Here is a 24,050-nt window from a genome sequence, read left to right on the forward strand (position 1 = left end):
TCATAATTTTAAGTATATTCATATTTTTATGGCTAAAGAAATTTATTTAACGAATAATTTGTCCAATAAGCGCGAACAATTTTTTCCAATGGATGAGAACAATGTAAGAATGTATGTGTGTGGTCCTACAGTATACAATGATCCTCACATAGGTAACGCTCGGCCACTTGTCATATTTGATATTCTATACAAAGTTTTAAAAAATAAATTTAAATCAGTGAATTATGTAAGAAATATCACTGATGTAGATGACAAAATCATTAATTTTGCGAAAGAAAACAATGTTTCAATAAAGGAACTTACTGAAAAAATTATTAAAAGTTTTGCTGAAGATTGTGAGTTTTTAAAATGTGAAGAACCCAATCATCAACCAAAAGCGACTGAACACATCGATTTAATGATTGAGATGACAAAAACTTTAATTTCAAAAGGTTTTGCTTATGAAAATGAAAAACATGTTTATTTTGAAGTTAAAAAATTTGAAGATTATGGAAAACTTTCAAATAAAAAATTAGATGAATTAATTGCAGGTTCTAGAATTGAAGTAAGTGATAATAAGAAAAATTCTGAGGATTTTGTTTTATGGAAACCTTCAAATGATAATGAACCAGGATGGGACTCTCCATGGGGAAGAGGAAGACCTGGTTGGCATTTAGAATGCTCTGCAATGTCGAAGAAATTTTTAGGAAATGAATTTGATATTCATGGAGGAGGAATAGATTTAATTTTCCCTCACCATGAAAATGAAATAGCCCAATCAAGATGTGCTAATAGTACTAAAACATTTGCAAATTATTGGGTTCACAATGCTTTCCTCACAATGTCGAATGAAAAAATGGCAAAGTCTCAAGGCAACATTATAAAGATAAAAGATTTTAGAGAAGGTAACATCAGTGGTCAGGTAATTAGATTTGCCTTAATGAGTGCGCATTACAAACAACCTTTGGATTGGAATGATAAACTTTTAAAAAATTGTCAAAATACACTTGATAAATGGTACAAAATTTATGATCAAAAATTTGAAACAGTTAATATAACAGATGAAATAATTTCACCACTTTATGAAGATTTGAACACACCAGGCTATATTGCTAATCTTCATAAGCTGTATGATAATGCTGTAAATGGAAGAGATGATGATAAAAAAAATTTTATCTCTGCTTGTAAATTTGTAGGCTTTTTAACTGAAACAAAAGAAGAATGGTTAATTTATAAGAAAAAAAATGTTTCTTTAACTGAGAAGGAAATTGAAGAAAAGATTAGTGAAAGAAATAAAGCAAGAACTGAAAAAAACTATCAAAAAGCTGATGAAATAAGAAATGAACTTTTAGACAAAGGTGTTTTAATAGAAGACAAAGATGGTAAAACCGTCTGGAAATTTAAATGAGTAAAGAGAGATTATACATTTTTGATACAACGCTTAGAGATGGTGCACAAACACAAGGTGTAGATTTCTCAGTAGATGACAAAGAAAAAATTGCATCTGCTTTAGATAATCTGGGTGTTGATTACATTGAAGGTGGATGGCCAGGTGCAAATCCAACTGATACAGAATTTTTTCAAAAAAAACATAGCTTTAAAAATGCAGTTCTAACTTGTTTTGGTATGACCAAGAGATCTGGAAGAAGTACAGAAAATGACCCAGGTTTATCTGCTTTAATGAATTCAAATACCAATGCAGTTTGTTTGGTTGGAAAATCTTGGGATTTTCATGTTGATGTTGCGTTAGGAATTACTAATGATGAAAACTTATCCAACATAAGTGAGAGCGCATCACATTTTGTTGAACAAAAAAAAGAATTTATGTTTGATGCAGAACATTTTTTTGATGGTTACAAAGCAAATAAAGATTATGCAATTTCCTGTTTAAATGCAGCATATGAAAAAGGGGCAAGATGGATTGTGCTATGTGATACTAATGGTGGAACTTTACCTCATGAAGTATCAAATATTGTTAAAGAAGTAACAAAGTTTATTCCAGGAAAAAACTTAGGTATTCACGCACATAATGATACAGGAAATGCCGTATCAAATTCTTTAGCTGCTGTGATGTCTGGCGCAAGGCAAGTTCAAGGTACTATAAATGGCTTAGGTGAAAGATGTGGAAATGCTAATTTAATGTCATTAATCCCAACTTTTTATTTAAAGAAAGACTTTTCTGATAAATTTGAAATGAATATTAAATCAGATCATATTAAAAATTTAACTCAATGTTCAAGATTGTTAGATGAAATTTTGAATAGAAAACCAAATAAACATTTACCCTATGTTGGTGCAGCAGCATTTTCTCATAAAGGAGGATTACATGTTTCAGCTGTACAAAAAGATCCTAAAACTTACGAACATATTGATCCTGAAGAAGTTGGAAATTCAAGAAATATAGTTGTGTCAGATCAATCAGGAAAGTCAAACATTGTTTCAAGATTAAAAAGTTTAAAAGTTGATTTTGAAGAAGATAATCCAAAAATTAAAAAACTATTAGACGAAGTAAAAGACAGAGAATTTATTGGTTATAGTTACGATGGTGCTGATGCATCATTTGAATTGTTAGCAAGAAGAATAATGGGTGAGATACCAAGATATATTTCAATTAAAGAATATGATGTTGGGGTTAAGAAGAATAAATCTGGTGAAATAATTTCTTCTGCAAAAGCACAATTAGAGGTGGATGGTGAAACAATTGTTTGTGAAGGTGATGGTAATGGTCCAGTTAATGCATTAGATAATGCTATTAGAAATAATATTGATAAAATTTCAAAATATTCAAAGTATTTAAAAGATTTAAAATTAGTAGACTATAAAGTTAGGATTTTAAATACAGGAACAGAAGCTGTAACAAGAGTTTCGATTGAAAGTACAGACTCGAAGGGTAAAAATTGGTTCACAATAGGTGTATCTCCAAACATAATTGATGCATCTTTTAAGGCATTAATAGATAGTTTGGATTACAAATTATTTAAAGACAATGCTCCAGCTAGTAAATAATTGTGAAAACAAATAACATTACTTTTATTCTTCATAAACCTCAATTATCTGAGAACATAGGAGCTTGTGCTAGAGCTTTAAAGAACTTTAATTTTACCAACTTATGTGTAGTTAATCCAAAACCTATTTATCCAAATGATAAGATACTAGCAACCTCAGTTGGAGCTAAAAATATTATTAATAAATCCAAAGTGTTTAACGAATTAGGCCCTGCTGTAGAGAGAATAGATTATTTAATAGCTACATCAGCAAGATTTAGAAATAAAAATATCAAACATATTTCATTAGTGGATTTGAAAAAAATTAATTTTAATAAGAAAGTTGGTTTTTTATTTGGATCTGAAGCATCAGGATTATCAAATAATGAAATTAGTTATGCTAATTACACACTTCAAATTCCAACTAATCCTCAATTCAAATCTTTAAATTTATCTCATAGTTTAATTATTATTGCTCAGTATGTTTCGAGCATTTTAAAATCAAAGTCTTTTAATTATAAAAAATCAAAAAAAGTAAAGTCTGCATCTAGAAAAGAGATACTAGCTATGGCCAATCTTTGTATACAAAACCTCGATTCAATTAACTTTTTCAAGCCTAAAGAGAAAAAACCTATCATGTTGGAAAATTTAAGGAATATTTTCTATAAAATGGAATTATCAGATAAAGAAACTCGTATTTTATCAAGCGTATTTGCTAGTTTAGGGAAAAACGTTGATTGACAAACCAAAAACTAAGTTTATAAAGCCGTCATCACATGACAAAAAGATTAAACTCTAAACATAAAGTAGACAGAAGATTAAAAGTCAACTTATGGGGCAGACCAAAAAGCCCATTCAACACTAGAGCATATGGACCTGGGCAACACGGCCAAGCTAAAACATCTAAACCTTCAGATTATGGTATCCAATTACAAGCTAAACAGAAATTAAAATCATATTATGGAAACATGAATGAGAGACAATTTAGAAATATGTATAAAAGAGCGACAATGCTTAAAGGAGATACAAGTGAAAATTTAATTGGACTTTTAGAGAGAAGATTAGATGCAGTAATTTACAGAGCAAAATTTGCTACAACGATTTTTTCAGCAAGACAATTAATTAATCACGGTCACGTTAAAGTAAATGGCAAAAAAGTAAACATTGCTAGCTACTTAGTGAAAGAAGAAGATACAATTGAGATTAGAGATAAATCAAAACAATTAGCAATTATTGATATTGCTCTTGCTAGTAAAGAAAGAGAAATTCCAGAATACATCCAGATGGATGAAAAAAATAAAAAACTTAAATTTGTAAGAGTACCTAAGTTTGAAGAAGTTCCGTATCCTGTAATAATGGAACCAAATCTAGTAATCGAATATTACTCTAGATAATTATTTTTTAAAATTTATTCCTTTAGCTTCAAGAGCTTGTTTCAACTCACCGTTTTCGTACATTTCTTTTACGATATCACAGCCACCAACAAATTCTTTTTTAATATAAAGTTGTGGGATAGTAGGCCAGTCACTAAATACTTTAATTCCTTCTCTTAGTTCTTGGTTTTCTAATACGTTGATACCTTTAAAGTTTACTTCAAGAATTTTTAACATGTTAGATACTGCCATTGAAAATCCACATTGTGGTGCATCAGGTGTGCCTTTCATAAACAAACATACTTCATTGTTATCAATTTCATTTTGTATCATATCTTTAATTTCATCGTTCATATTCTATTTTTCCTTTGTTTTAATTGCTAGTGCATGTAGTTCGTTTCCCATTTTACCTTTAAGAGAATTGTAAACCAATTTATGCTGTTCAATTTTTGATTTACCTGAAAATTCAGACGCAGTCACAGTAGCAGAGTAATGATTTCCATCGCCTGCTAAATCTTGAATTTCTACAATAGCATTAGGTAATGCTTCTTTGATATAGTTTTCAATTTCTTTTAAATCCATTGCCATATTATTTACTCATGTAATCCTTAAGCCAACTTGTATTAAATGTTTTCAAATCGTCAACTGAAAGATCTATTTTTTTATCAATTGTTAGGTTTTTTTCTTTAATTTCTCCAAGTTGATCAAAATGTACTGAGTTTTTGTTTAATAAATTTGTTACTTTTTTTAAATCATCTTTATTTACTTCAATGATATATCTTCCTTGATCCTCACCAAAAAAATACTCAAATTCGTTCATTAAAGATTTAGGTTTTTTAATATCAATCCCTTTATTTCCTTTAATACACATCTTAGATATTGCTGTGATTATTCCACCTAAAGAAACATCATGTGCACTTTTTATTAAGTCACTTTCAATAAGTTTTAATAAAGTTTCTCCATTATTTTTTTCATTAAATAAATTGATTTCAGGAGGAGGGCCATTTTTTTCATCTAAAATGTTTCTTGCAAATAAACTTTGATCAATATGTCCTTCAGTTTTACCAATTACCAAAACATTATTGCCAGTTTCTTTAAATTCCATAGTGATCATTTTTGAATAATCTTTTATTAATCCAACTCCACCAATTGCAGGTGTAGGTTTAATTCCAATTTCTTTTGTTTGGTTATAAAAAGACACATTTCCTGAAACCACAGGAAAGTTTAAATATTTACTTGCTTCTCCAATACCTTGAACACACTCAACAAACTCTCCCATGTTTTCTTCATTCTCTGGACTTCCAAAGTTGAGACAATTTGTTATTGCAATTGGTTTGGCGCCTACTGAAATTAAATTTCTCCAACTTTCACAAACAACTTGTTTTCCTCCCGTTAATGGATGAGCCCAACAATAAACAGCAGAAGAGTCTACTGAAGCAGCAACTGCTTTATTAGTTCCATGAACTCTTACTACACCACTATCACCACCTGGTTTTTGAATAGTATCTCCCATTACAGTATGATCATATTGCTCCCATATCCATTGCTTACTACAAACATTAGGATTAGATAATATTTTCTTTAAGACGTCTTTAAATTTTAAATTTGTTAAATCTTTTTTTGGTATTTTGTTTTTTTTAGGTAATTTTGCTTTCTTCCATTTACGGTCATACATTGGTGAATTTTCAACAAGTATATTTACAGGAATGTTTGCAACTTTTTCATCATCAAAGAATAATTCTATTCTTTTAGTATCTGTTGTCTTACCAATTACTGAAAAATCTAAATTCCATTTATCAAATATCTTTTTAGCAAGATCTTCTTTGCCATTTTCTAAAACAATAAGCATTCTCTCTTGACTCTCAGAAAGCATGATCTCATAAGGAGTCATCTTACTTTCTCTGCAAGGAACCTTGTTTAAGTTAATCTCAATTCCTAGATTTCCCTTTGAAGCCATTTCAATACTTGACGAAGTTAAACCTGCTGCACCCATATCTTGAATTGCAATAATTGAATCTCCTGCCATCAATTCAAGACACGCTTCAAGCAAAAGCTTTTCAGTGAAAGGATCTCCAACTTGTACAGTTGGTTTTTTTTCCTCAATTTTATCATCAAAGCTTGCAGAGGCCATACTGGCTCCATGAATTCCATCACGACCAGTTTTTGATCCAACATAAATCACAGGTTTTCCAAGACCAGCTGCTTTTGAATAAAAAATTTTATTTTTTTTAACTAAACCTAATGTCATTGCATTAACTAAGATATTTCCATTATATGAACTATCAAAACTTGTTTGACCTGCAATTGTTGGTACTCCCATGCAATTTCCGTATCCACCAATTCCATGAACAACACCTCTCAATAAATTTTTAGTTTTTTTGTGATGAGTTGAGCCAAAATGTATTGAGTTAAGGTTAGCAATAGGTCTTGCTCCCATTGTAAAGACATCTCTCATTATACCTCCAACACCTGTGGCTGCTCCCTGATAGGGTTCAATAAAAGAAGGGTGGTTATGACTTTCAATTTTAAATACAATTGCATCATCATCTTCTATATCAATAACACCTGCATTTTCACCGGGTCCTTGAATAACTTTTTTACCTTTTGTTGGTAATTTTTTTAAATGTAATCTTGAAGACTTATATGAGCAATGCTCGTTCCACATTGCAGAAAAAATACCAAGTTCTGTAATATTAGGGGTTCTTTCCAATAATTCGCAAATCTTAGCATATTCATCTTTTTTAAGACCGTGATCTACTGCTACTTGTTCGTTTACTTCCATTACTTGATATTATTCATTAAATTTTCAAAAAATATTGAGCCATCCTCGCCTGATAAACTTTTATCAATCATTCTTTCTGGATGAGGCATCATTCCAAGTACATTTTTTTCTTTATTAAAAATTCCTGCTATATTTTTTATTGATCCATTTGGATTATATTGTTCATCAACTTGACCTTGTTCATTACAATAATAAGCTGCAATTTGGTTGTTATCTTCAATTTCTTTTAATTGATCTTTGCTACAGAAATAATTTCCTTCATTATGAGCTATGTGAAATTCTAGTACTTTTTTATCAAGATATTTAAAATACGAGCTATCTTTATCATTAACTTTTACAAATACATTTTTACAAATAAATTCTAAGTATTTATTTCTAAGTAAAACACCCGGAACTAAACCTGTTTCAACTAAAATTTGAAACCCATTACAAATTCCCATAACTAATCCACCTGATTTTGCAAATTCTATTACAGATTTCATTATTTTAGATTTTGACGCCATACTTCCACATCTTAAATAATCTCCATAAGAAAAACCTCCTGGAAGTACTACCAAATCAGACTTTGGAATCTCATTATCGTTGTGCCATACCATTTTATTCTTAAAGCCAAATTTGTTTAAAGCGACATGCATATCTCTATCACAATTTGAACCTGGAAAAGTAATAACTGCTGATTTCATTATTAATTTTAAAGAATTTTATAATTTTCAATTACAAGATTAGCTAAAAGTTTTTTACACATTTCTTCAACCTGAGCTTTAGCTTTATTTTCATCTTGTTCATTAACATTAATTTCAAAATATTTTCCTTGTCTTACTTCGTCTATATTATCAAAACCCATACCTGTAAGAGTTTGGTTTATAACTTTACCTTGGGGGTCTAATACATCTTGTTTTAGAGTAATGATTACTGAGATTTTCATTTCCTTTTTTTCTTAACGCTTGAAAGTTTTGTTACGTTTACTGCTGATACATTAGATTGCTCGTGTAAGATACCTAATCTTCGTGCTACTTCTGTATAAGCTGGGATTAAATCACCTAGATCTTTTCTAAATCTATCTTTATCCATTTTTTTATCTGTAATACTGTCCCATAATCTACAAGTATCAGGGCTTATTTCATCAGCTAATATAACTTCATTTTTTCCATTTAACTTAATTCTCCCAAACTCTAATTTGAAATCTATCAGTTTAATTCCTACACCTCTAAACATACCAACCATAAAGTCATTAATACGAAGAACCATTTTTTTTATTTTTTCTATTTCTTTTTTAGTTGCCCAATCAAAAACTAAAATATGTTCTTCAGAAATCAATGGATCACCTAATTTGTCATCCTTTAAACAGTATTCAATTAAAGGTTCTTTAAGAACTGTTCCATCTTCAATACCTAACCTTTTGGTAATTGAACCAGTTGCAACATTTCTTAATACAAATTCAATTGGAATAATCTCAACATGCTTGATAATCTGTTCACGCATATTTAATCTTTTTACTAAATGATTTTTTATTCCAATTTGTTTAAGATTTGTAAGGATATGTTCTGAAATTCTATTATTTAAAACACCTTTACCTTCAATAAGAGATTTTTTTTGATTATTAAAAGCCGTTGCATCATCTTTGAAATATTGAATTACTAAATTTTTGTCAGATGTAGCATAAATTATTTTAGCTTTTCCTTCATAAAGTTTTTTACCTTTTTTCATTATTTAAATACTCTTCTAAATATTATATTCACATTTTTGAAATGTTTCGCGTAACTAAATATAGTCTTTAATTTCTTTTCAGAAATTTTAGACATTATGAATTTATCTTGTCTAATTACATCAATTAAATTTAGATTTTCACTAAAGCATTTTTTTGCATAATTTTGCACAATTCTATAAGATTTTTCTCTACTTAAACCTGATTTTGTTAACTCTAACATTACTTCTTGAGAAAAAATTAGCCCCTTAGTTAAATTTAAGTTTTCAAGCATTTTTTTTGGATAAATGATCATATTATCTAAAAGATTAGCAAGCCTTGCTAATGCAAAATCTAAAGTAATATTAGCGTCTGGCCCAATGTTTCTTTCAACACTAGAATGTGAAATATCTCTTTCATGCCATAGAGCAATATTTTCAAGGGCAGGGATTACTGCACTTCTTACCATTCTTGCAAGTCCAGTTAAGTTTTCACTTAATATTGGATTCTTTTTATGAGGCATTGCTGATGAGCCTTTTTGTTTTTTTGAGAAATATTCTTGTAATTCATAAACCTCAGTTCTTTGCAAATGTCTTATCTCAATTGCAACTCTTTCAATTGATCCTGCAATAATTCCTAAAACTGAGAAATAATATGCGTGTCTATCTCTTGGTATAACCTGAGTAGAAATAGGTTCTACTTTCATTTTTAATTTTTTTGCAACATATTTTTCTACATTGGGATTTATATTAGCAAATGTTCCAACAGCACCTGAAATTGCACATGTTGAAACCTCATCAATCGCGCTGTTTAATCTAATTTTGTTTCTTTTGAATTCTTCATAGAAAGATGCAAGCTTTAATCCAAAAGTAACTGGTTCAGCATGAATTCCATGGCTTCTACCCATACATGGAGTAAATTTATATTTCTTAGATTGTCTTTTTAAAACATTAAGAATTTTATCAAGATCTTGGAGTAAAATTTTTCCAGATTGAACAAGTTGAATATTAAAACTTGTATCTAAGACATCAGATGATGTCATACCCTGATGAAGGTATCTTGCTTTAATACCAGCTTTTTCTGTAACTGAAGTTAAAAAGGCAATTACGTCATGTTTTACATCAGTCTCTATTTGATGAATTCTTTTAACATTAATTTTTGCTTTCTTCTTAACAACTGATGAAACACCTCTGGGAATATGACCTAGTTTTTCCATTGCTTCGGCCGCAGCAACTTCAACATCTAGCCAAATTTTGTATTTATTCTCTTCTGACCAAATATCAGTGAGCTCTTTTCTAGAATATCGTTTTATCATTATTTATATGGAGGCTTCGTATAACCTTTAGCAGATTCTGTAAAAATTTCATATCCATTTTCAGAAATACCCACAGTATGCTCAAATTGTGCTGATAAAGATTTATCTTTTGTGACAGCTGTCCATCCATCATTTAGCATTTTTGTTTGAAATTTACCTGAATTAATCATTGGTTCGATAGTAAATGTCATTCCTGGTCTAAGCTCCATTCCAGAATTTTTACTTCCATAATGTAAAACATTTGGAGGTTCGTGAAAAATAGTACTTATTCCATGACCACAAAAATCTCTTACAACAGAATAACCTTTTTCTTCCACATAAGATTGAATTGTATAACCAACATCGCCTAATTTTAATCCTGGTTTTAATATCTTTATAGCACTCATCATAGAATTATAAGTTGCATCAATCAAATTATTTACCTTAATTGAAGTTTCACCAACACAAAACATTCTACTAGTGTCGCCATAATGATGATCAACAATAGCAGTTACATCTATATTTATCGCATCGCCATCTCTTAAAACTCTATCTCCAGGGATACCATGACAAACGACATGATTTAAAGAAGTACACAGTGACTTTTTAAAACCTCTATAAAATTGTGGAGCAGAATATCCACCGTTGTCTCTTATAAATTCATATCCAAGTTTATCTATTTGATCAGTTGAAACTCCTTCTTTTACGTTGTCTGTTAACATATCAAGAGTTTGAGCCGCAAGTTTTCCAGCAACCCTCATTTTCTCAAATTTTTCTGTATAACTACTCATCAATAATATTCAATTTTTTTTCTACAAAAATTTCTTTCGAGTTTATTTTGCATCTATAAGCTAAAAAACTAACACCAGCTTTCTTTGCTTTTAAATAATTTTCGTAATATTCACTATCAATATCTTTAGCTATTTTAAAGTTTTCCATATTTTGAATTTGAACTAAAAATAATAAGTAAGATTTATAACCTTTTTTTGTGGCATCAATAAGAGTTAATAAATGTTTTGAGCCTCTAGAAGTCACAGCATCAGGAAATTCAGAAGTTTTTTTATCTCTAAACAAAGTGACATTTTTAACCTCTAAAAAGATCTTTGTTTTTTTTTTCTCTAAATAAAAATCAAATCTTGTTTCTTCATTAAAAAATACCTCACTCTTTATTTGATCAAGATTTTGAAATTCTTTAATGAGGTTATTCTCTAAAGCATGTTTCGCAATTTTGTTTGCCAAGTGTGTATTAACACCAACAAGATTTTTATTTGCTTTAATTATTTCCAAACCATATTTAAGTTTTCTCTTTGGATCATCATGTTTAAGTAAATGAACTTCATTACCTTCTTCAAGTAAACCTTTCATTGATCCAGTATTAGGGCAATGTGCTGTTACCGTAACTCCATCAATATTAACGTCTGTAAAAAAACGTTTATATCTTTTAATTAATTTGCCTTTGATTAAAGGCTTGGTAAATTTCATATATAGATTATACATTCTTAAAATGACCAAAGAAACTAAAGTTAATGCCGCTATATTAATAATTGGTAATGAAATTCTTTCTGGAAGAACTCAAGATACAAATACAAGCACTCTTGCAACTTGGTTAAATTCAATAGGTGTTAAAGTTGGAGAAGTTAGAGTAATACCTGATGTTGAAGAAACAATAATTTCAACCCTTAATCATTTAAGGAAAATTTATAATTATGTTTTTACTACTGGAGGTATAGGGCCCACTCATGATGATATTACAGCAGAGTCAGTTTCAAAAGCATTTGGATTAAAGTACGAAATTCATAAAAAAGCTTATAAAATTTTAGAGACATACTACAAACCAGGAGAATTTAACAAAGGTAGACAAAAAATGGTATGGATGCCCTCAAATGCAAATTTGATTTTAAACCCAACAAGTGGTGCACCAGGATTTAATGTTGAGAATGTTTATTGTCTTCCAGGAGTTCCTTCAATTTTAAAATCAATGTTAGGTGGATTGAAAAATGATATTGTTGGTGGCGATCCTATAATTAGTAAAACAATAAGTTTACGAACTGTTGAGAGTGAAATAGCAGACTCATTAACAAAAGTTCAAAATGACAATCAAGATGTAGAAATAGGAAGCTATCCTTTCTTTCAAGCTGGAAAACTTGGGGTCTCAATTGTTCTAAGATCTGAAAATCAAAGTAAAATTGATGAATGCAATTTAAAAATACTTGAATTCGTTAATAAAAAAAAAATTGAAATCGTGGAAAGATAGTTTTAATGTTATATTTTGCTTATGGTAGTAATCTTCATCATTTTCAAATGAAAAGAAGATGCAAAGATAGTATTTTTTTAAAGAAAATAAATTTAAAAGATTTTCGTTTAACATTTCGAAGTAAATATCGAGCTGCAGACATTGAACCAAAAAGAAACTCAATCGTTCCAGGAGGTTTATTTGAAATTTCTAAGAGTGATGAAAAAAAACTCGATGTATATGAGGATTTTCCAAATTTATATAGAAAATACTATTTTAATTATTATGGAAAAAAAGTGATGACTTATACAATGACAAAAAAAACTATTTTTAAATATCCAACAGAAAGGTATCTTAATATAGTAAAAAGAGGTTACAAAGATTGTAATCTAGATAATAGCTATCTAAGAAAAGCTCTAAAGGGTTAATTTATGAAATTAAGTATTGTTATTCCTTGTTTCAATGAAGAGTCTACAATAAAAGAGATTTTAAAAAAAGTTCATGCACAATCAAAATTCGACAAAGAAATAATTGTCATTGATGATTTTTCTAATGATAGTACTAGAGAAATTTTAAAAAATGAAATTAAAGACCAAATAGATAAACTAATATTTAATGATAAAAATTATGGAAAAGGATATTCCATAAAACAAGGTATCAATGCAGCCACAGGTGATTATATATTAGTTCAAGATGCTGATTTAGAATATGACCCATCAGATTATGAAAAATTATTAAAACCTTTAGAAAATGGTGTCGCAGATGTGGTCTATGGATCTAGATTTATAGGTTCAGAAGAAAAAAGAGTTTTATATTTTTGGCATATGATTGGTAATAATATTTTGACACTTTTATCAAATATGTTCACCAATTTAAATTTATCTGACATGGAAGTGTGTTATAAAGTGTTTAAATCTGAGATTATTAAAAACATCAATTTAGAGGAAAATAGATTTGGTTTTGAGCCTGAAGTTACTGCTAAAATTGCTAAAATTAAAAATATAAGAATTTATGAAGTTGGAGTTAAATATTTTGGCAGAACTTATTCAGATGGAAAAAAAATTACTTGGAAAGATGGTTTTAGCGCCCTTAGATGCATAGTTTATTATAATTTATTTAAATAATAATAACTTTAAAATTTAATGACATTATTTTTAGATTTATTTCTTTTTTATTTTCAAGTTTTTATTTCTGTTATTTTTGTTTCCTCAAGTGGTTTTTTACTACGTAGAATCTTTTTAAATAGTAATAATCAATTAAACTTTTTAGAAGATGGTTTCTATGGATTCATATTAATTGGAACGTTGTCTCTATTTTTAAATTTCTTTACCCAACTTAACCCATTAGTAAATACTATAATTTTTATATTAGTTATATTGTTATCAATTAATTTAGGCTTAATTAATAATATTAATAAAAAAGATTTTCTAATTAAGTGTTTTTTTGTTTGTTCAATTAGTTTTATATTGATTGTTTATTCTACAGTTAACAGGCCAGATGCATGGTTGTATCATTTGCCTTATAGTAAAATAATTAATGATCACAAAATAATTATTGGAGTAGCAAACATTCATGAGAGATTTGCTCACATATCCATATTTCAATATATAGCTAGTTTTTTTAATAATTATTTCTTATTTGAAAAAGGAATATTAATACCAACATCTTTAGTAACCTCCTTTTTTTTTGTTTATTTTTATTATGAATTTAAAGATAGATCTAAAGTTAATAATTCAAATTTAATTTCTTATATTGCTTTTTTATTTTTAGTAATATCGATCTATTCTTTTAACAGATATAGCGAATTTGGTAATGATGCTCAACCACACCTTTATTATATCTTTTTTACCTTCATACTTTTTAAATCACTTTATCAAAAAAATTTGCAAGATAACTTAAAAGAATTATCTTTATTGAGTTTATTTTTATTCTTAATGAAACCAACATTTATTTTTGTTGCTTTAATTCCAATACTAATTTTTTTATATAATAGTGATAAAATAAATTTTTTAAGATCAAAATTTACTATAATTATTTGTCTTTTATTTTTTAGTTGGGTTTTCAAAAATTTTTTAATATCAGGATGTTTTGTTTACCCGATACTACAAACGTGTGTAGATAATGTCTTTTGGTTTTCGAAAGATTTAAACCAAAATATTTTGATAAATGAAGCTTGGTCTAAAGGATGGCCAGACTTAAATAACAATCACGGATATTCTATGACAGAATATGTGAATAGTTTTGATTGGCTTTTTATATGGTCAAAAAATCATTTTATTTTTGTATTAGAAAAAGTTTTACCAATAATTGTATTTATTTTTATCAATATAATAATATTTAGTTACTTAAAAATTTTTGAAAAAAAAAGATTAGAAAAAAATCATATTTATTTTTGTCTATTTAGTGTTTTATTTTTTCTTTTTTGGTTATTTAAATTTCCAGTTTATCGATTAGGAATTTCTCAAATTTACGTATTAATAGTCTCATTGTCCTTCATATTTTTTTTTAAAGATATTAAAGATCAAAGATTTGTTAAATATACGAAATATTTAAATGTATTTTTAATTATTTTAGTAGTGGGTGTAGTATCAAAAAATTTATTAAGAATTAATAAAAATTTTGAAAATGGAGTATTTCCAAACATCTTAAAGGATCAAAAATTAATTAAGACTTTTAATTCAGAGAAACAATTTACACATTACAAAAGCATTAGAGGAGAGTGCGGGTATTCTAATTCACCATGCACTAATTATGATAAAGAACTAAATCTAAAAAATATATTTGGCTATAAGGTTTATTACGATAAATGATAAAAGATATTAGTAAAATAATCTAATTATTATTTTAAATTACCATATTGTTAATACTACTTTACCAAATCAGTAATACTTTTTTTAATCTTGTCAGTTAAATTACTTTCACTAGCTTTAGTTTTTCCAGCTTTTATTTTTGTTGGAACTGAACAATCTTGAGTGATGTTATATTTAGTAATAATTTTTTGTCTCTCTTTGTCTACTGCTAAATATTTTTCATAATCTTTCTTGTTTTTCCCCATCGTTTTTACCAACTTATCTAGTTGGCTCATATACCTTATATGTTGAGGATCATTATCAACTCCATCTAGACTAAAAGCGTATGCTATCATGTTATCTTTAGTTCCCTCTTTGTCCCTAGGATGAAATACTACTCCCCATAAAATTCCATTTATGTTCATTTCTATATGACCAAGAATTATTGCACCATTTTTTTTTAAACCTATGTTTTCTTCAGATGATTTCCAGGTTTTTGACACGTACTTCACTTTTTTGTTATTAATTTTTCCAAGACCACTTTTTTTTATCAAAATTGATATACCAGGTTGTACTTTGATAGTTTCTATTTCCTTCACCTATTATCCCTTTGCCATGTTTGCAATCTAATTTGTATATTTCTGCTTGAACGGTCGAAGACAAAAAAATAGACAAAAAATGGATAATGAGATAATTTTTTTCATTAAGAATACTTTAAGAATACTTTAAGAATACTTTAAGAATACTTTGGTATTTTTTTTTTAAAAATTACTTTATTTATTTAAATATTTTAAAAAAATTATCCATCTAAAAATAGACAGTCGAATACCAATATAACTTGCAACCAGTTTGGACTTGTTGTTATATAAAAAAGTGATAGAAACATTGAAATTTTCTAATGCCCTCGTGGTGAAATTGGTAGACACAAAGGACTTAAAATCCTTGCCGCTTGCGGAGTGCCAGTTCGAGTCTGGCCGAGGGCACCACTAAAAAATGTCTAAATTATTAGTCATCTCTGATAAAAATTCAAAGTCATTAAAGTTAAAAAATTTAGTATCTAAAGAAGTAAAAAATTTTCAAAATCAATTCAGTAACATTGCAATCGTAATTGGTGGTGATGGATTTATGCTTCAAACATTAAAAAAAAATAAAAATAAAAAAATCCGATTTTATGGAATTAATTCAGGCAATTATGGTTTTTTAATGAATAAATTTACATCTAAAAATTTATATAAAAACATCATAAATTCAAAACTCATATCTATTTCACCTTTAGAAATGATAGTTAAAAATAAAAATAATATAATAAAAAAATATTTGGCAATTAATGAAGTTTCAATTTTAAGACAAAGCAGACAAACTGCTTCAATATCAATTAAAAAAGATTCAAATTATATTATAAAAAAACTTGTATCCGATGGAGTTCTTGTTTCAACACCAGCTGGAAGTACTGCTTATAATTTATCAGTTCACGGACCAATTTTGAGTTTGAATTCAAAAAAGCTTTCAATTGCACCAATAAGCACTTTTAGTCCTAGAAGGTGGAAAGCAAAAATTGTAAGTGATAAATCTAAAATTGTTATAAAAAATCTTAATCCTTCTAAAAGACCTGTTATGGCAGTTGCAGATAATATTGAAATAAGAAATGCAAAAGTTGTTTCAATTAAATCAAACAAAAAAATCAAGTTTAATTTGCTATATGATAAAAGTAGAAGTCTTCAAAAAAAAATAAAAATTGAACAATTAAAAAGAGAAACAAAATAATTTTTCTTATGGATTTTCTTGAAAATTATAATCATAAAAAAAATATAAGATTCTCCTCATTTAAATTTGCATTAATTGAAGCTCAGAAAAGGAATTTAAAGAATTTTGTTGAAACCGGTGTTGCTCGAGGAAAAGTTAAATTTTTATTTTTTACAAAAATAAACTGGAAAGATGGAATGAGCACTATGATATTTTCTGATTATGTAAAATTTATGAATGGCTACTTAACCTCGTGTGATATTGAAAAAAAAAATATAGAAAATGCCAAAAAGTTTATAAATAAGAAAAATAAAGATTTTGTAAAATTTGTTGTAGATGACAGCTTAAATTTTTTAGAAAATTATGACAAAAAAATTGATTTTCTTTATCTAGACTCATTAGATGGGCATTTCAAAGAAGCTTCAGATCATCAATTAAAAGAGATCACTGTTGCTTATAAATATTTACATAAAGATTCCTTAGTTTTGCTAGATGATAAAGGTAGCAAAACTAATTTATCAATTGATTATATGAAAAAAAATAATTTAAAAATAATTAATGAGACTAATGAGCAAGTTTTGTTATCTTTTTAGCTAATTGATAAGCGCTTTGACAGAACCTAATCTATGAATTTTGCCAACATAAATGCCTTTTCCAAGTATTGGTACCACTCCTACCGTTGAACCTGTAAAAACATAAAAATTTTTGTCTAAATTTATTTTATCTTTTTTAATTTTATTAAGAACAAATCTTAACGAGTTTAATGGATTTACATAAACAGTATTAGTGTTTCCATCTACAGATTGTTTGATTTTTTTGTTTTGGATATTGGTTTTTAAGTTTCCAATATTTATTCTTTTATATTTAATTTTTTTTCCTATTAAAAATTTGACGTTTGCTCCAAAGTCACTACATAAGTCTCCAAATCCAGTTACACCTTTTTTTCTTTGTCTATAACCAATCACCTCAATACATGGAGCCATATGAGAAATGTATTTTGAGATATTTTTAATTGTAATGTTACCTTTAGATTTAAAAAATTCTTTTTTTACTAAGTAACAAACTTCAAGCTCTATGCCTAAAGTAGAGTTATTAATTTTAATTTTCTTTCCTGATTTATCAAAATTTCTCTTAAATATTGATGCGTAAAAGGGTTCTTTTTCTCCAAATTTTTTCATTAAAGGAAAACCAGTTCCTGCTGCTTTAAAACCAATTATTGGATCTTTAACTTTACTCTCACATAGTTTTCTAAATTTTTCTGCGTCTTTTAATTTTTTTGTAAATTTTAATGGTAATGGTGAAATTATTTTATTTTTTATAAAAGCATTAACTAATTTATCAGAAGTTTTTTCAATTAAAGTTTTCATATTTATTTTCTTAATTGATTACTGACATTGGATCAAGTCTTGTTTGAAACCAATTAATTCTAAAATCTAAATGAGGACCTGTTGATCTTCCGGTTGATCCAACTGTTCCAATTATATCACCTTGATTAATTTCATCTCCAACATCTACATTCAATGTTTCTAAATGAGAGTATATCGTTGAAATGCCATGACCATGATCCATTATAATAGTTCCACCTGTATAATATAAATCTGGTTCAGCCATCGTAACAACTCCAGACGCAGAGGATTTTATTTTTGTTCCTTTTTTTGCAGCAATATCAATACCATAATGAGGCCATTTAGGTTTGCCATTTAATATTCTCTGACTTCCGTAAACCCCACTAATTATTCCCTCAACTGGCATAATAAATTGATCTTTAAAAAATGTTAAATTTGAATTAATGGCTCTTGCTTTACCAATTTTATTATTTTCAGATTTTATTCTTATATAAACTGACTCTGGAGGAGTTACTTTGTTTTCTGGCAAACCATCTATTCTTTGAATGTTATATTTTCTCTTAAAAACTTTCTTAATTATTTTTTCTTTTTTTCCGTTAGTAATTTTTGTGATTAAAACATCATTTTTTCTATCTCTATCTAACCCAAAAACAAAAAAACCATTCTTTGAAACTTTAACTTCTTTTTTTTCTATTATAATTTTAGAACCAGGTTCTGTTTTTCCAGTTATGAAATGACCTTGGATAAATTTACCATTAAATTCAATTGAATATGAAGGATATGTATAGAATAAGAATATAAAGAGTAATATTTTTTTCATTTATTTAGCTGTCCACCCTCCATCTATAATTAACGAAGTTCCAGTTATCATTGATGCAGAATCTGAAGCTAAAAAAGTAATAGCAGTTGCAACATCACTTTCGGTTGCAATTCTCCCCAATGGGATATTTGATAATGCATATTTTTTGAAAGATTTATTCGCTAAATATTTTTTTGCTCTAGGAGTTGCCACAAAAGTAGGGCAGACACTATTCACTCTAATATTTGATGAAGCTAAGTCAATAGACATACCTTTAGTTAAACCCTCTAAACCAAATTTAGTCATACTATAAACTGTTCTGTTAGGTCCTCCAACTAATCCAAACATAGATGATGTATGTATAATACTTCCACCAATTTTTTTTCTATTTCTCATTTTAAGCATTTTATCTGTACAGAGTTTAGCCATATTAAATGCTGATTTAGTATTCACATTTAATAATGTTTCTAATGATGATTTTTTTACATTCAAGAAAGGTTCTGGAAGATTAGTTCCTGCATTATTGACTAAAATATCAACTCTATTCAATCCATAGATAATTTTTTTGATTTTTTCATAATCATTAACATCACACGAAAATATTTTAATTCTTGTTTTTAATTTTTTTTTTAAAGTATTTAATTCTCTTTGATTTCTTCCGATTGTTATAACATTTGCACCAACTTGATGTAATGCAATCGCTGTTGCTCTTCCAATTCCTTTTGTGGCACCAGTTACGACAGCTACTTTGTTTTTGAGATTGATATCTTTAAGAAATTTTCCCATTATTGTGCAGTCCAACCTCCATCAACCATTAAAGAAGTGCCTGTAATTGAATTAGAACTGTCTGCCGCCAAAAAGGCCACAGCAGTCGATACATCATTTTCTTGAGCCACCCTTCCAAGAGGAATATTTTTAATCATCTGCTCTTTAAATTTTTTGTCTTTAAAGAATGCTTTAACCATTGGTGTTTCCACAAAAGTAGGGCAAACACTATTTACTCTGATGTTATATTTTCCAAGTTCTAAAGCCATTCCTCTAGTTAACCCCTCTAGACCAAATTTAGTCATGTTATATACACTTCTAATTGGCGCTCCAACTCTACCAAGTTGGGATGACATATTGATTATTGATCCACCAACTTTTTTTCTGTTCTTTAATTGAACCATTTTTTTTGAACAAAGTTGAGCAACGTTAAATGCAGCTTTCATATTTAGTTCGACTAAATATTCCATATTTTCTTTTTTAATTTTAGTGAAATGCTCTGGTCTATTATTTCCAGCATTGTTAACTAAAATATCCAATTTATTTATTTTATTTAAAATATTTCTAAATTTATCTAAATCAGTTACATCACACTCAAATTTTAAGCATGATCCTTTAGTTTTTTTTATTTCCTTTTCAACTTTAATTAAATCTGAAAGAGTTCTACTGATTATTACTACTTTTGCTCCAGCTTCTGCTAATGCAATTGCACATGCTTTACCAATACCTTTTCCAGCACCGGTAACCATTGCTGTTTTGCCTTTGAGATCTATTTTTTTAAACATTAAAAATTATTCTAATATCTGTATAGATTAGTTGAACCGCAACAATTAAAATTGCAAATAAACCAACCCATGCAATCCATTTATATTTTTTAATCCAACCAGATATTAAATTTGCAGCTGTTGCCATTAAAACTATCGACAAAGCTAAACCAAAAATAAGTAAACCATAATGATCACCTGCAGCACCAGCTACACCTAAAACATTGTCTAAACTCATTGTAAAATCTGCTAGTAAAACAGTCCAAATAGCTTTTAAAAAACTTGAGTTATCTACCTTAATATCTTCTTCTTGTTCTGCGCCTTTGATTACATCAACATAAAGTTTGTAGACTATATAAAGTAAAAGTAATCCTCCAATTAATCTTAATCCTGTTATTTGCAGCAAGTAAGCAGTTAAAAGAGTTAAGATAATTCTTAATATTACAGCACCACCTATACCCCAAAAAATTACTTTCTTTCTTTGATCTGGTGGAAATTTAGATGCAACCATTCCAATAATAATTGCGTTATCTCCAGCTAATACTAAATCAATAAAGATAATTTGACTTAAAATTGCAAGTTGTTCTGGTGAAAAAAGTTCAGCTAACATTATTTTCCTAATATCATATCAGCACCTTTTTCTGCAATCATTATAGTTGGTGCATTTGTATTTCCAGATGTAATATTTGGCATTATAGATGCATCTATTACTCTCAAATTTTCAACCCCATGAACTTTAAGTTGATCATTAACAACAGAGTTTTCATCATTTCCCATTTTACATGTACCAACTGGGTGGAAAATAGTTTGAGCAAAATGACTTGATGCTTTCACAAGCTCTTCATCATCTTTTAAATGTATTCCTGGTCTATGTTCTTCTGGCTCGTATTGTTTAAACTCTTCAGTTTCCATTACAATTTTTCTCGCTAACCTTAATCCATCTGCTGCAACTTTTCTGTCATCATCAGTAGATAAGTAATTCATTTTTATTTTCGGATATTCTCTACTGTCTTTATTTGTAATATTTATCTCACCTCTACTTGTAGGTCTAATATTTGCAACTGTTGGAGTAAAAGCGTCAAAATCATGAAGATCTGAAGCGCCAAGTTTATCAAGACTAATTGGTTGAACATGAAACTGTAAATTCGGAGTTGCTCTTGAACTATCACTTTTTGCAAAGGCGCAAAGTTGACTTGCACCCATTGTCATCGGACCTTTTCTTAAAAAAACATATTCCATTCCGATCATCAATTTACCAAAAATGCTATTAATTTTTTTATTTAGTGTTTTAATATTTTTAACTCTATAAACTGGCCTAAACATTAAATGATCTTGAAGATTTTTACCTACACCTACTAAATCATTGATAACATCAATACCAAACTGTTTTAATTTTGATGCCTCACCAATTCCAGAAACTTGTAATAATTGAGTTGAGCCAATAGATCCAGCGCTTAGGATTATTTCTTTATTAGATTTTACAGTGAATGATTTATCTTTTTTCCAATATGAAACACCTGTAGCTTTTTTTCCCTCAAAATTTATTTTTTCTACATGACAATTAGTTTCAATTTTTAAATTTTTTCTATGTTTAACTGGATTTAAGTACCCAACAGCCGTACTACATCTTAATCCATTTTTTTCAGTAACCTGAAAGTACCCACAACCAAAATTGTCTCCAGTATTAAAATCTTTAACACTTGGTATACCAGCTTCTTTAGCTGCATTTCTGAATACATCTAAGATAGGAAGTTTAACTCTAATATCTGACACTGATAAAGGCCCACCAACACCATGAAATTCATTTTCTCCACGCTCTTGATTTTCTGCCTTAATAAAATATGGCAGTACATCATTCCAACCCCAGCCAGTGTTTCCTAATTGTCTCCAAACATTATAGTCTTCTTCTTGACCCCTAATATAAAGTAAACCATTTATTGATGAACTACCTCCCAATGTTTTACCTCTAGGATAGGGAATAGATACACCTTCCATTGTTTCATCAGGTTCTGTTTTGTAACACCAATCTGTTTTGGGATTGTGCATTGTTTTATAATAGCCGACAGGAATATGGATCCATGGGTATGTATCTTTTCCACCAGCTTCAATTAATAAAACTTTGTTATTTGGGTTTTCAGACAATCTATTAGCAAGAACACATCCTGCTGATCCTGCTCCAAGAATGACATAATCAAAAGTGTCCATTGATGAACACTTATAGTGATAAATAACTAAATTTCTACATTAGAATCTTTTTAATCTTTAGTTTGTGCTAATTTGACACTTGTAGTCTTAATGTATTTTTGAAAGGTTAATGACTTTATATATATAAAAACTTAAAAGGGAAAAATAAATATGAAAAAAATCATATCATTAGTTGTAGGAACTCTTCTTTTAACTGTTATGACAGTTACAGGAGCGAATTCTGCACAAACTCTTAAGTGCCAAACTGTAATTAGTGCAAAAGCTGATGAAGTAAAAATGTTAAAAGATTTTACTGACACAGTAACTGAACTAACTCAAGGTTCACTTAAGTTTGAAATTATGCCAGCAGGAGCAGTTGTTGGTGTGAAAGAAACTCTAGACGCTGTTGATAAAGGTTTGATCGATTGTGGTTTCGCATGGACTCACTATTGGTCAGGTGATCACCCAGCTGCAATGTTATTTGGTTCGCCAGTAGCAGGTGCAGGTGTTGGTATTGACAACATCGCGTTCTTATCTTGGTTCCAATATGGTGGTGGTAAAGAACTTTACGACCAATTATGGAGCGAGATGGGAAGAGACATCAAAGGTTTCATGTTACAACCAGTTGGTCCAGAAGCTTTAGGTTGGTTCAAAGAGCCGATTAATAGTATGGCTGACTTTAGAAAATATAAGTTCAGAACTCCTCCAGGAATTCCTGGTCAAACTTATAAAGATATCGGTGTAGCATCTGTTGCAATGGGTGGTGGAGATATTCTACCAGCTCTTGAAGCAGGAACAATCGATGCAGCTGAATGGTGCTGTCCAAAGCCTGACATGGTTTTCGGTTTACACAAAGTTCTAAAAAATTACTACTTACAAGGTCTTCACCAAGTAGTAGTAAATGCTGACTTCTATTTAAATGGTAGCAAATATAAGAAAATGTCTGCTATTGAGAAGAAAGCTTTAGAAGTTGCTGCAAACGCTTCTTTATCAAAATCAATGAGTTACAGAATATATGAAAATGGAAAAGCTCTTGCTGAGTTAACAACTAAGCATGGTGTAATTTTACAAGACACTCCAGCTGACTATTTCCCAGCATATATGGCTGCTGCTAAGAAAAGTTTAGAAACAAATGCTGCTAAGAATCCTTTCTTCAAAAAAGTATGGGACTCTCAAAAAGCATTTGCTGATATAGCAGTACCTTTCTGGTCTGGATCTCAAATGTCTAATGCGAAGCTAGGAATGGCTCACGCTGCTACTCTTAAGTAGTATTTAGATAATAATAATTAATAACTGGAGCGGGTTTAAAATCCGCTCTGGTTTTTTTTATA

At 28.9% G+C, this 24,050-nt stretch carries 27 protein-coding genes and 1 tRNA gene; 12 read left to right on the plus strand and 16 right to left on the minus strand.

Annotated features, from left to right (window positions below):
* Positions 1 to 28 precede the first annotated feature (28 nt).
* Genes cysS through rpsD form a run of 4 tightly spaced genes read left to right on the plus strand, consistent with a single transcriptional unit; the run spans position 29 to position 4,357 of the window.
* Positions 29 to 1,387, plus strand: coding sequence for a cysteine--tRNA ligase (cysS, locus tag ACTT90_RS02880; RefSeq protein WP_440937351.1), 1,359 nt, complete (start codon positions 29 to 31; stop codon positions 1,385 to 1,387).
* Complete coding sequence (cimA, locus tag ACTT90_RS02885) at positions 1,384 to 2,985, plus strand: citramalate synthase (protein WP_440937352.1); 1,602 nt, start codon at positions 1,384 to 1,386, stop codon at positions 2,983 to 2,985. The genes cysS and cimA overlap by 4 nt, the downstream gene beginning before the upstream one ends.
* Positions 2,986 to 2,987: 2 nt before the next feature.
* Complete coding sequence (locus ACTT90_RS02890) at positions 2,988 to 3,704, plus strand: RNA methyltransferase (protein WP_440937353.1); 717 nt, start codon at positions 2,988 to 2,990, stop codon at positions 3,702 to 3,704.
* Positions 3,705 to 3,739: 35 nt separating this feature from the next.
* The gene (gene rpsD, locus ACTT90_RS02895; protein ID WP_440937354.1) at positions 3,740 to 4,357 is read left to right on the plus strand and encodes a 30S ribosomal protein S4; all 618 of its coding nucleotides are present in this window, start codon (positions 3,740 to 3,742) and stop codon (positions 4,355 to 4,357) included.
* On the opposite strand, the gene grxD is transcribed toward rpsD, so the two are convergent.
* The 9 genes from grxD to sfsA are packed head-to-tail and all read right to left on the minus strand — an operon-like array spanning position 4,358 to position 11,578.
* Positions 4,358 to 4,690, minus strand: coding sequence for a Grx4 family monothiol glutaredoxin (gene grxD / locus ACTT90_RS02900; protein WP_440937355.1), 333 nt, complete (start codon positions 4,688 to 4,690; stop codon positions 4,358 to 4,360).
* 3 nt (positions 4,691 to 4,693) lie between these two features.
* Positions 4,694 to 4,924 carry a BolA/IbaG family iron-sulfur metabolism protein gene (locus ACTT90_RS02905; RefSeq protein ID WP_440937356.1) on the minus strand — a complete coding sequence of 77 codons (231 nt, stop codon included), beginning with the start codon at positions 4,922 to 4,924 and terminating at the stop codon, positions 4,694 to 4,696.
* A 1-nt stretch (position 4,925) separates the two neighbouring features.
* Positions 4,926 to 7,118 carry a phosphoribosylformylglycinamidine synthase subunit PurL gene (gene purL / locus ACTT90_RS02910; RefSeq protein ID WP_440937357.1) on the minus strand — a complete coding sequence of 731 codons (2,193 nt, stop codon included), beginning with the start codon at positions 7,116 to 7,118 and terminating at the stop codon, positions 4,926 to 4,928.
* Positions 7,118 to 7,801, minus strand: coding sequence for a phosphoribosylformylglycinamidine synthase I (gene purQ / locus ACTT90_RS02915; RefSeq protein ID WP_440937358.1), 684 nt, complete (start codon positions 7,799 to 7,801; stop codon positions 7,118 to 7,120). Before purQ ends, purL begins: the two co-directional genes overlap by 1 nt.
* 8 nt (positions 7,802 to 7,809) lie before the next feature.
* A complete protein-coding gene (purS, locus tag ACTT90_RS02920) occupies positions 7,810 to 8,043 on the minus strand; it encodes a phosphoribosylformylglycinamidine synthase subunit PurS (protein ID WP_440937359.1) in 234 nt (77 codons plus the stop codon).
* On the minus strand, positions 8,040 to 8,825 hold the full coding sequence (purC, locus tag ACTT90_RS02925; RefSeq protein ID WP_440937360.1) for a phosphoribosylaminoimidazolesuccinocarboxamide synthase: 786 nt from the start codon (positions 8,823 to 8,825) through the stop codon (positions 8,040 to 8,042). The genes purS and purC overlap by 4 nt, the downstream gene beginning before the upstream one ends.
* The gene (gene purB, locus ACTT90_RS02930) at positions 8,825 to 10,117 is read right to left on the minus strand and encodes an adenylosuccinate lyase (RefSeq protein ID WP_440937361.1); all 1,293 of its coding nucleotides are present in this window, start codon (positions 10,115 to 10,117) and stop codon (positions 8,825 to 8,827) included. The genes purC and purB overlap by 1 nt, the downstream gene beginning before the upstream one ends.
* Entirely contained in the window at positions 10,117 to 10,887 is a 771-nt protein-coding gene (gene map / locus ACTT90_RS02935; protein WP_440937362.1) for a type I methionyl aminopeptidase, read from the minus strand. The genes purB and map overlap by 1 nt, the downstream gene beginning before the upstream one ends.
* The gene (gene sfsA, locus ACTT90_RS02940; RefSeq protein ID WP_440937363.1) at positions 10,880 to 11,578 is read right to left on the minus strand and encodes a DNA/RNA nuclease SfsA; all 699 of its coding nucleotides are present in this window, start codon (positions 11,576 to 11,578) and stop codon (positions 10,880 to 10,882) included. The genes map and sfsA overlap by 8 nt, the downstream gene beginning before the upstream one ends.
* Before the next feature lie 22 nt (positions 11,579 to 11,600).
* Here sfsA and ACTT90_RS02945 point away from each other — a divergent pair, with 22 nt between their 5' ends.
* From ACTT90_RS02945 to ACTT90_RS02960, 4 genes are read left to right on the plus strand one after another with little or no spacing between them, the layout of a single operon-like run.
* Entirely contained in the window at positions 11,601 to 12,350 is a 750-nt protein-coding gene (locus tag ACTT90_RS02945) for a competence/damage-inducible protein A (protein WP_440937364.1), read from the plus strand.
* 5 nt (positions 12,351 to 12,355) lie between these two features.
* Positions 12,356 to 12,757, plus strand: coding sequence for a gamma-glutamylcyclotransferase family protein (locus tag ACTT90_RS02950; RefSeq protein ID WP_440937365.1), 402 nt, complete (start codon positions 12,356 to 12,358; stop codon positions 12,755 to 12,757).
* Positions 12,758 to 12,760: 3 nt separating this feature from the next.
* Positions 12,761 to 13,453 (plus strand): glycosyltransferase family 2 protein, encoded by a 693-nt coding sequence (locus tag ACTT90_RS02955; RefSeq protein WP_440937366.1) that lies wholly within the window; start codon positions 12,761 to 12,763, stop codon positions 13,451 to 13,453.
* 18 nt (positions 13,454 to 13,471) lie between these two features.
* The gene (locus tag ACTT90_RS02960; protein ID WP_440937367.1) at positions 13,472 to 15,139 is read left to right on the plus strand and encodes an LIC_10190 family membrane protein; all 1,668 of its coding nucleotides are present in this window, start codon (positions 13,472 to 13,474) and stop codon (positions 15,137 to 15,139) included.
* Between the two features lie 56 nt (positions 15,140 to 15,195).
* Here ACTT90_RS02960 and ACTT90_RS02965 read toward each other — a convergent pair whose 3' ends face one another.
* Entirely contained in the window at positions 15,196 to 15,717 is a 522-nt protein-coding gene (locus ACTT90_RS02965) for a hypothetical protein (RefSeq protein ID WP_440937368.1), read from the minus strand.
* Positions 15,718 to 16,018: 301 nt separating this feature from the next.
* Here ACTT90_RS02965 and ACTT90_RS02970 point away from each other — a divergent pair.
* The 3 genes from ACTT90_RS02970 to ACTT90_RS02980 all read left to right on the plus strand — a co-directional run bounded on the left by ACTT90_RS02970 (position 16,019) and on the right by ACTT90_RS02980 (position 17,454).
* Positions 16,019 to 16,104 (plus strand) — tRNA-Leu (locus tag ACTT90_RS02970).
* 7 nt (positions 16,105 to 16,111) lie between these two features.
* Positions 16,112 to 16,882: an NAD kinase gene (locus ACTT90_RS02975; protein WP_440937369.1), complete on the plus strand. Its 771-nt coding sequence runs from the start codon at positions 16,112 to 16,114 to the stop codon at positions 16,880 to 16,882.
* Between the two features lie 8 nt (positions 16,883 to 16,890).
* On the plus strand, positions 16,891 to 17,454 hold the full coding sequence (locus tag ACTT90_RS02980) for a class I SAM-dependent methyltransferase (RefSeq protein WP_440937370.1): 564 nt from the start codon (positions 16,891 to 16,893) through the stop codon (positions 17,452 to 17,454).
* On the opposite strand, the gene ACTT90_RS02985 is transcribed toward ACTT90_RS02980, so the two are convergent.
* From ACTT90_RS02985 to ACTT90_RS03010, 6 genes are read right to left on the minus strand one after another with little or no spacing between them, the layout of a single operon-like run.
* Positions 17,455 to 18,228 (minus strand): fumarylacetoacetate hydrolase, encoded by a 774-nt coding sequence (locus ACTT90_RS02985; RefSeq protein WP_440937371.1) that lies wholly within the window; start codon positions 18,226 to 18,228, stop codon positions 17,455 to 17,457.
* A gap of 10 nt (positions 18,229 to 18,238) precedes the next feature.
* Complete coding sequence (locus tag ACTT90_RS02990; protein WP_440937372.1) at positions 18,239 to 19,027, minus strand: peptidoglycan DD-metalloendopeptidase family protein; 789 nt, start codon at positions 19,025 to 19,027, stop codon at positions 18,239 to 18,241.
* On the minus strand, positions 19,028 to 19,792 hold the full coding sequence (locus tag ACTT90_RS02995) for an SDR family NAD(P)-dependent oxidoreductase (RefSeq protein WP_440937373.1): 765 nt from the start codon (positions 19,790 to 19,792) through the stop codon (positions 19,028 to 19,030). It lies immediately after the preceding gene.
* Positions 19,792 to 20,556: an SDR family NAD(P)-dependent oxidoreductase gene (locus ACTT90_RS03000; RefSeq protein ID WP_440937374.1), complete on the minus strand. Its 765-nt coding sequence runs from the start codon at positions 20,554 to 20,556 to the stop codon at positions 19,792 to 19,794. The genes ACTT90_RS02995 and ACTT90_RS03000 overlap by 1 nt, the downstream gene beginning before the upstream one ends.
* Positions 20,549 to 21,145 carry a TerC family protein gene (locus ACTT90_RS03005; RefSeq protein WP_440937375.1) on the minus strand — a complete coding sequence of 199 codons (597 nt, stop codon included), beginning with the start codon at positions 21,143 to 21,145 and terminating at the stop codon, positions 20,549 to 20,551. The genes ACTT90_RS03000 and ACTT90_RS03005 overlap by 8 nt, the downstream gene beginning before the upstream one ends.
* A complete protein-coding gene (locus tag ACTT90_RS03010; RefSeq protein ID WP_440937376.1) occupies positions 21,145 to 22,740 on the minus strand; it encodes a GMC family oxidoreductase in 1,596 nt (531 codons plus the stop codon). The genes ACTT90_RS03005 and ACTT90_RS03010 overlap by 1 nt, the downstream gene beginning before the upstream one ends.
* 150 nt (positions 22,741 to 22,890) lie before the next feature.
* Between ACTT90_RS03010 and ACTT90_RS03015 the strand changes: the two genes are divergently transcribed.
* Positions 22,891 to 23,988, plus strand: coding sequence for a TRAP transporter substrate-binding protein (locus tag ACTT90_RS03015; protein ID WP_014953120.1), 1,098 nt, complete (start codon positions 22,891 to 22,893; stop codon positions 23,986 to 23,988).
* Positions 23,989 to 24,050 lie beyond the last annotated feature (62 nt).

It is taken from the genome of Candidatus Pelagibacter sp. (genome assembly GCF_052049935.1).
Classification (GTDB): Bacteria; Pseudomonadota; Alphaproteobacteria; order Pelagibacterales; family Pelagibacteraceae; genus Pelagibacter.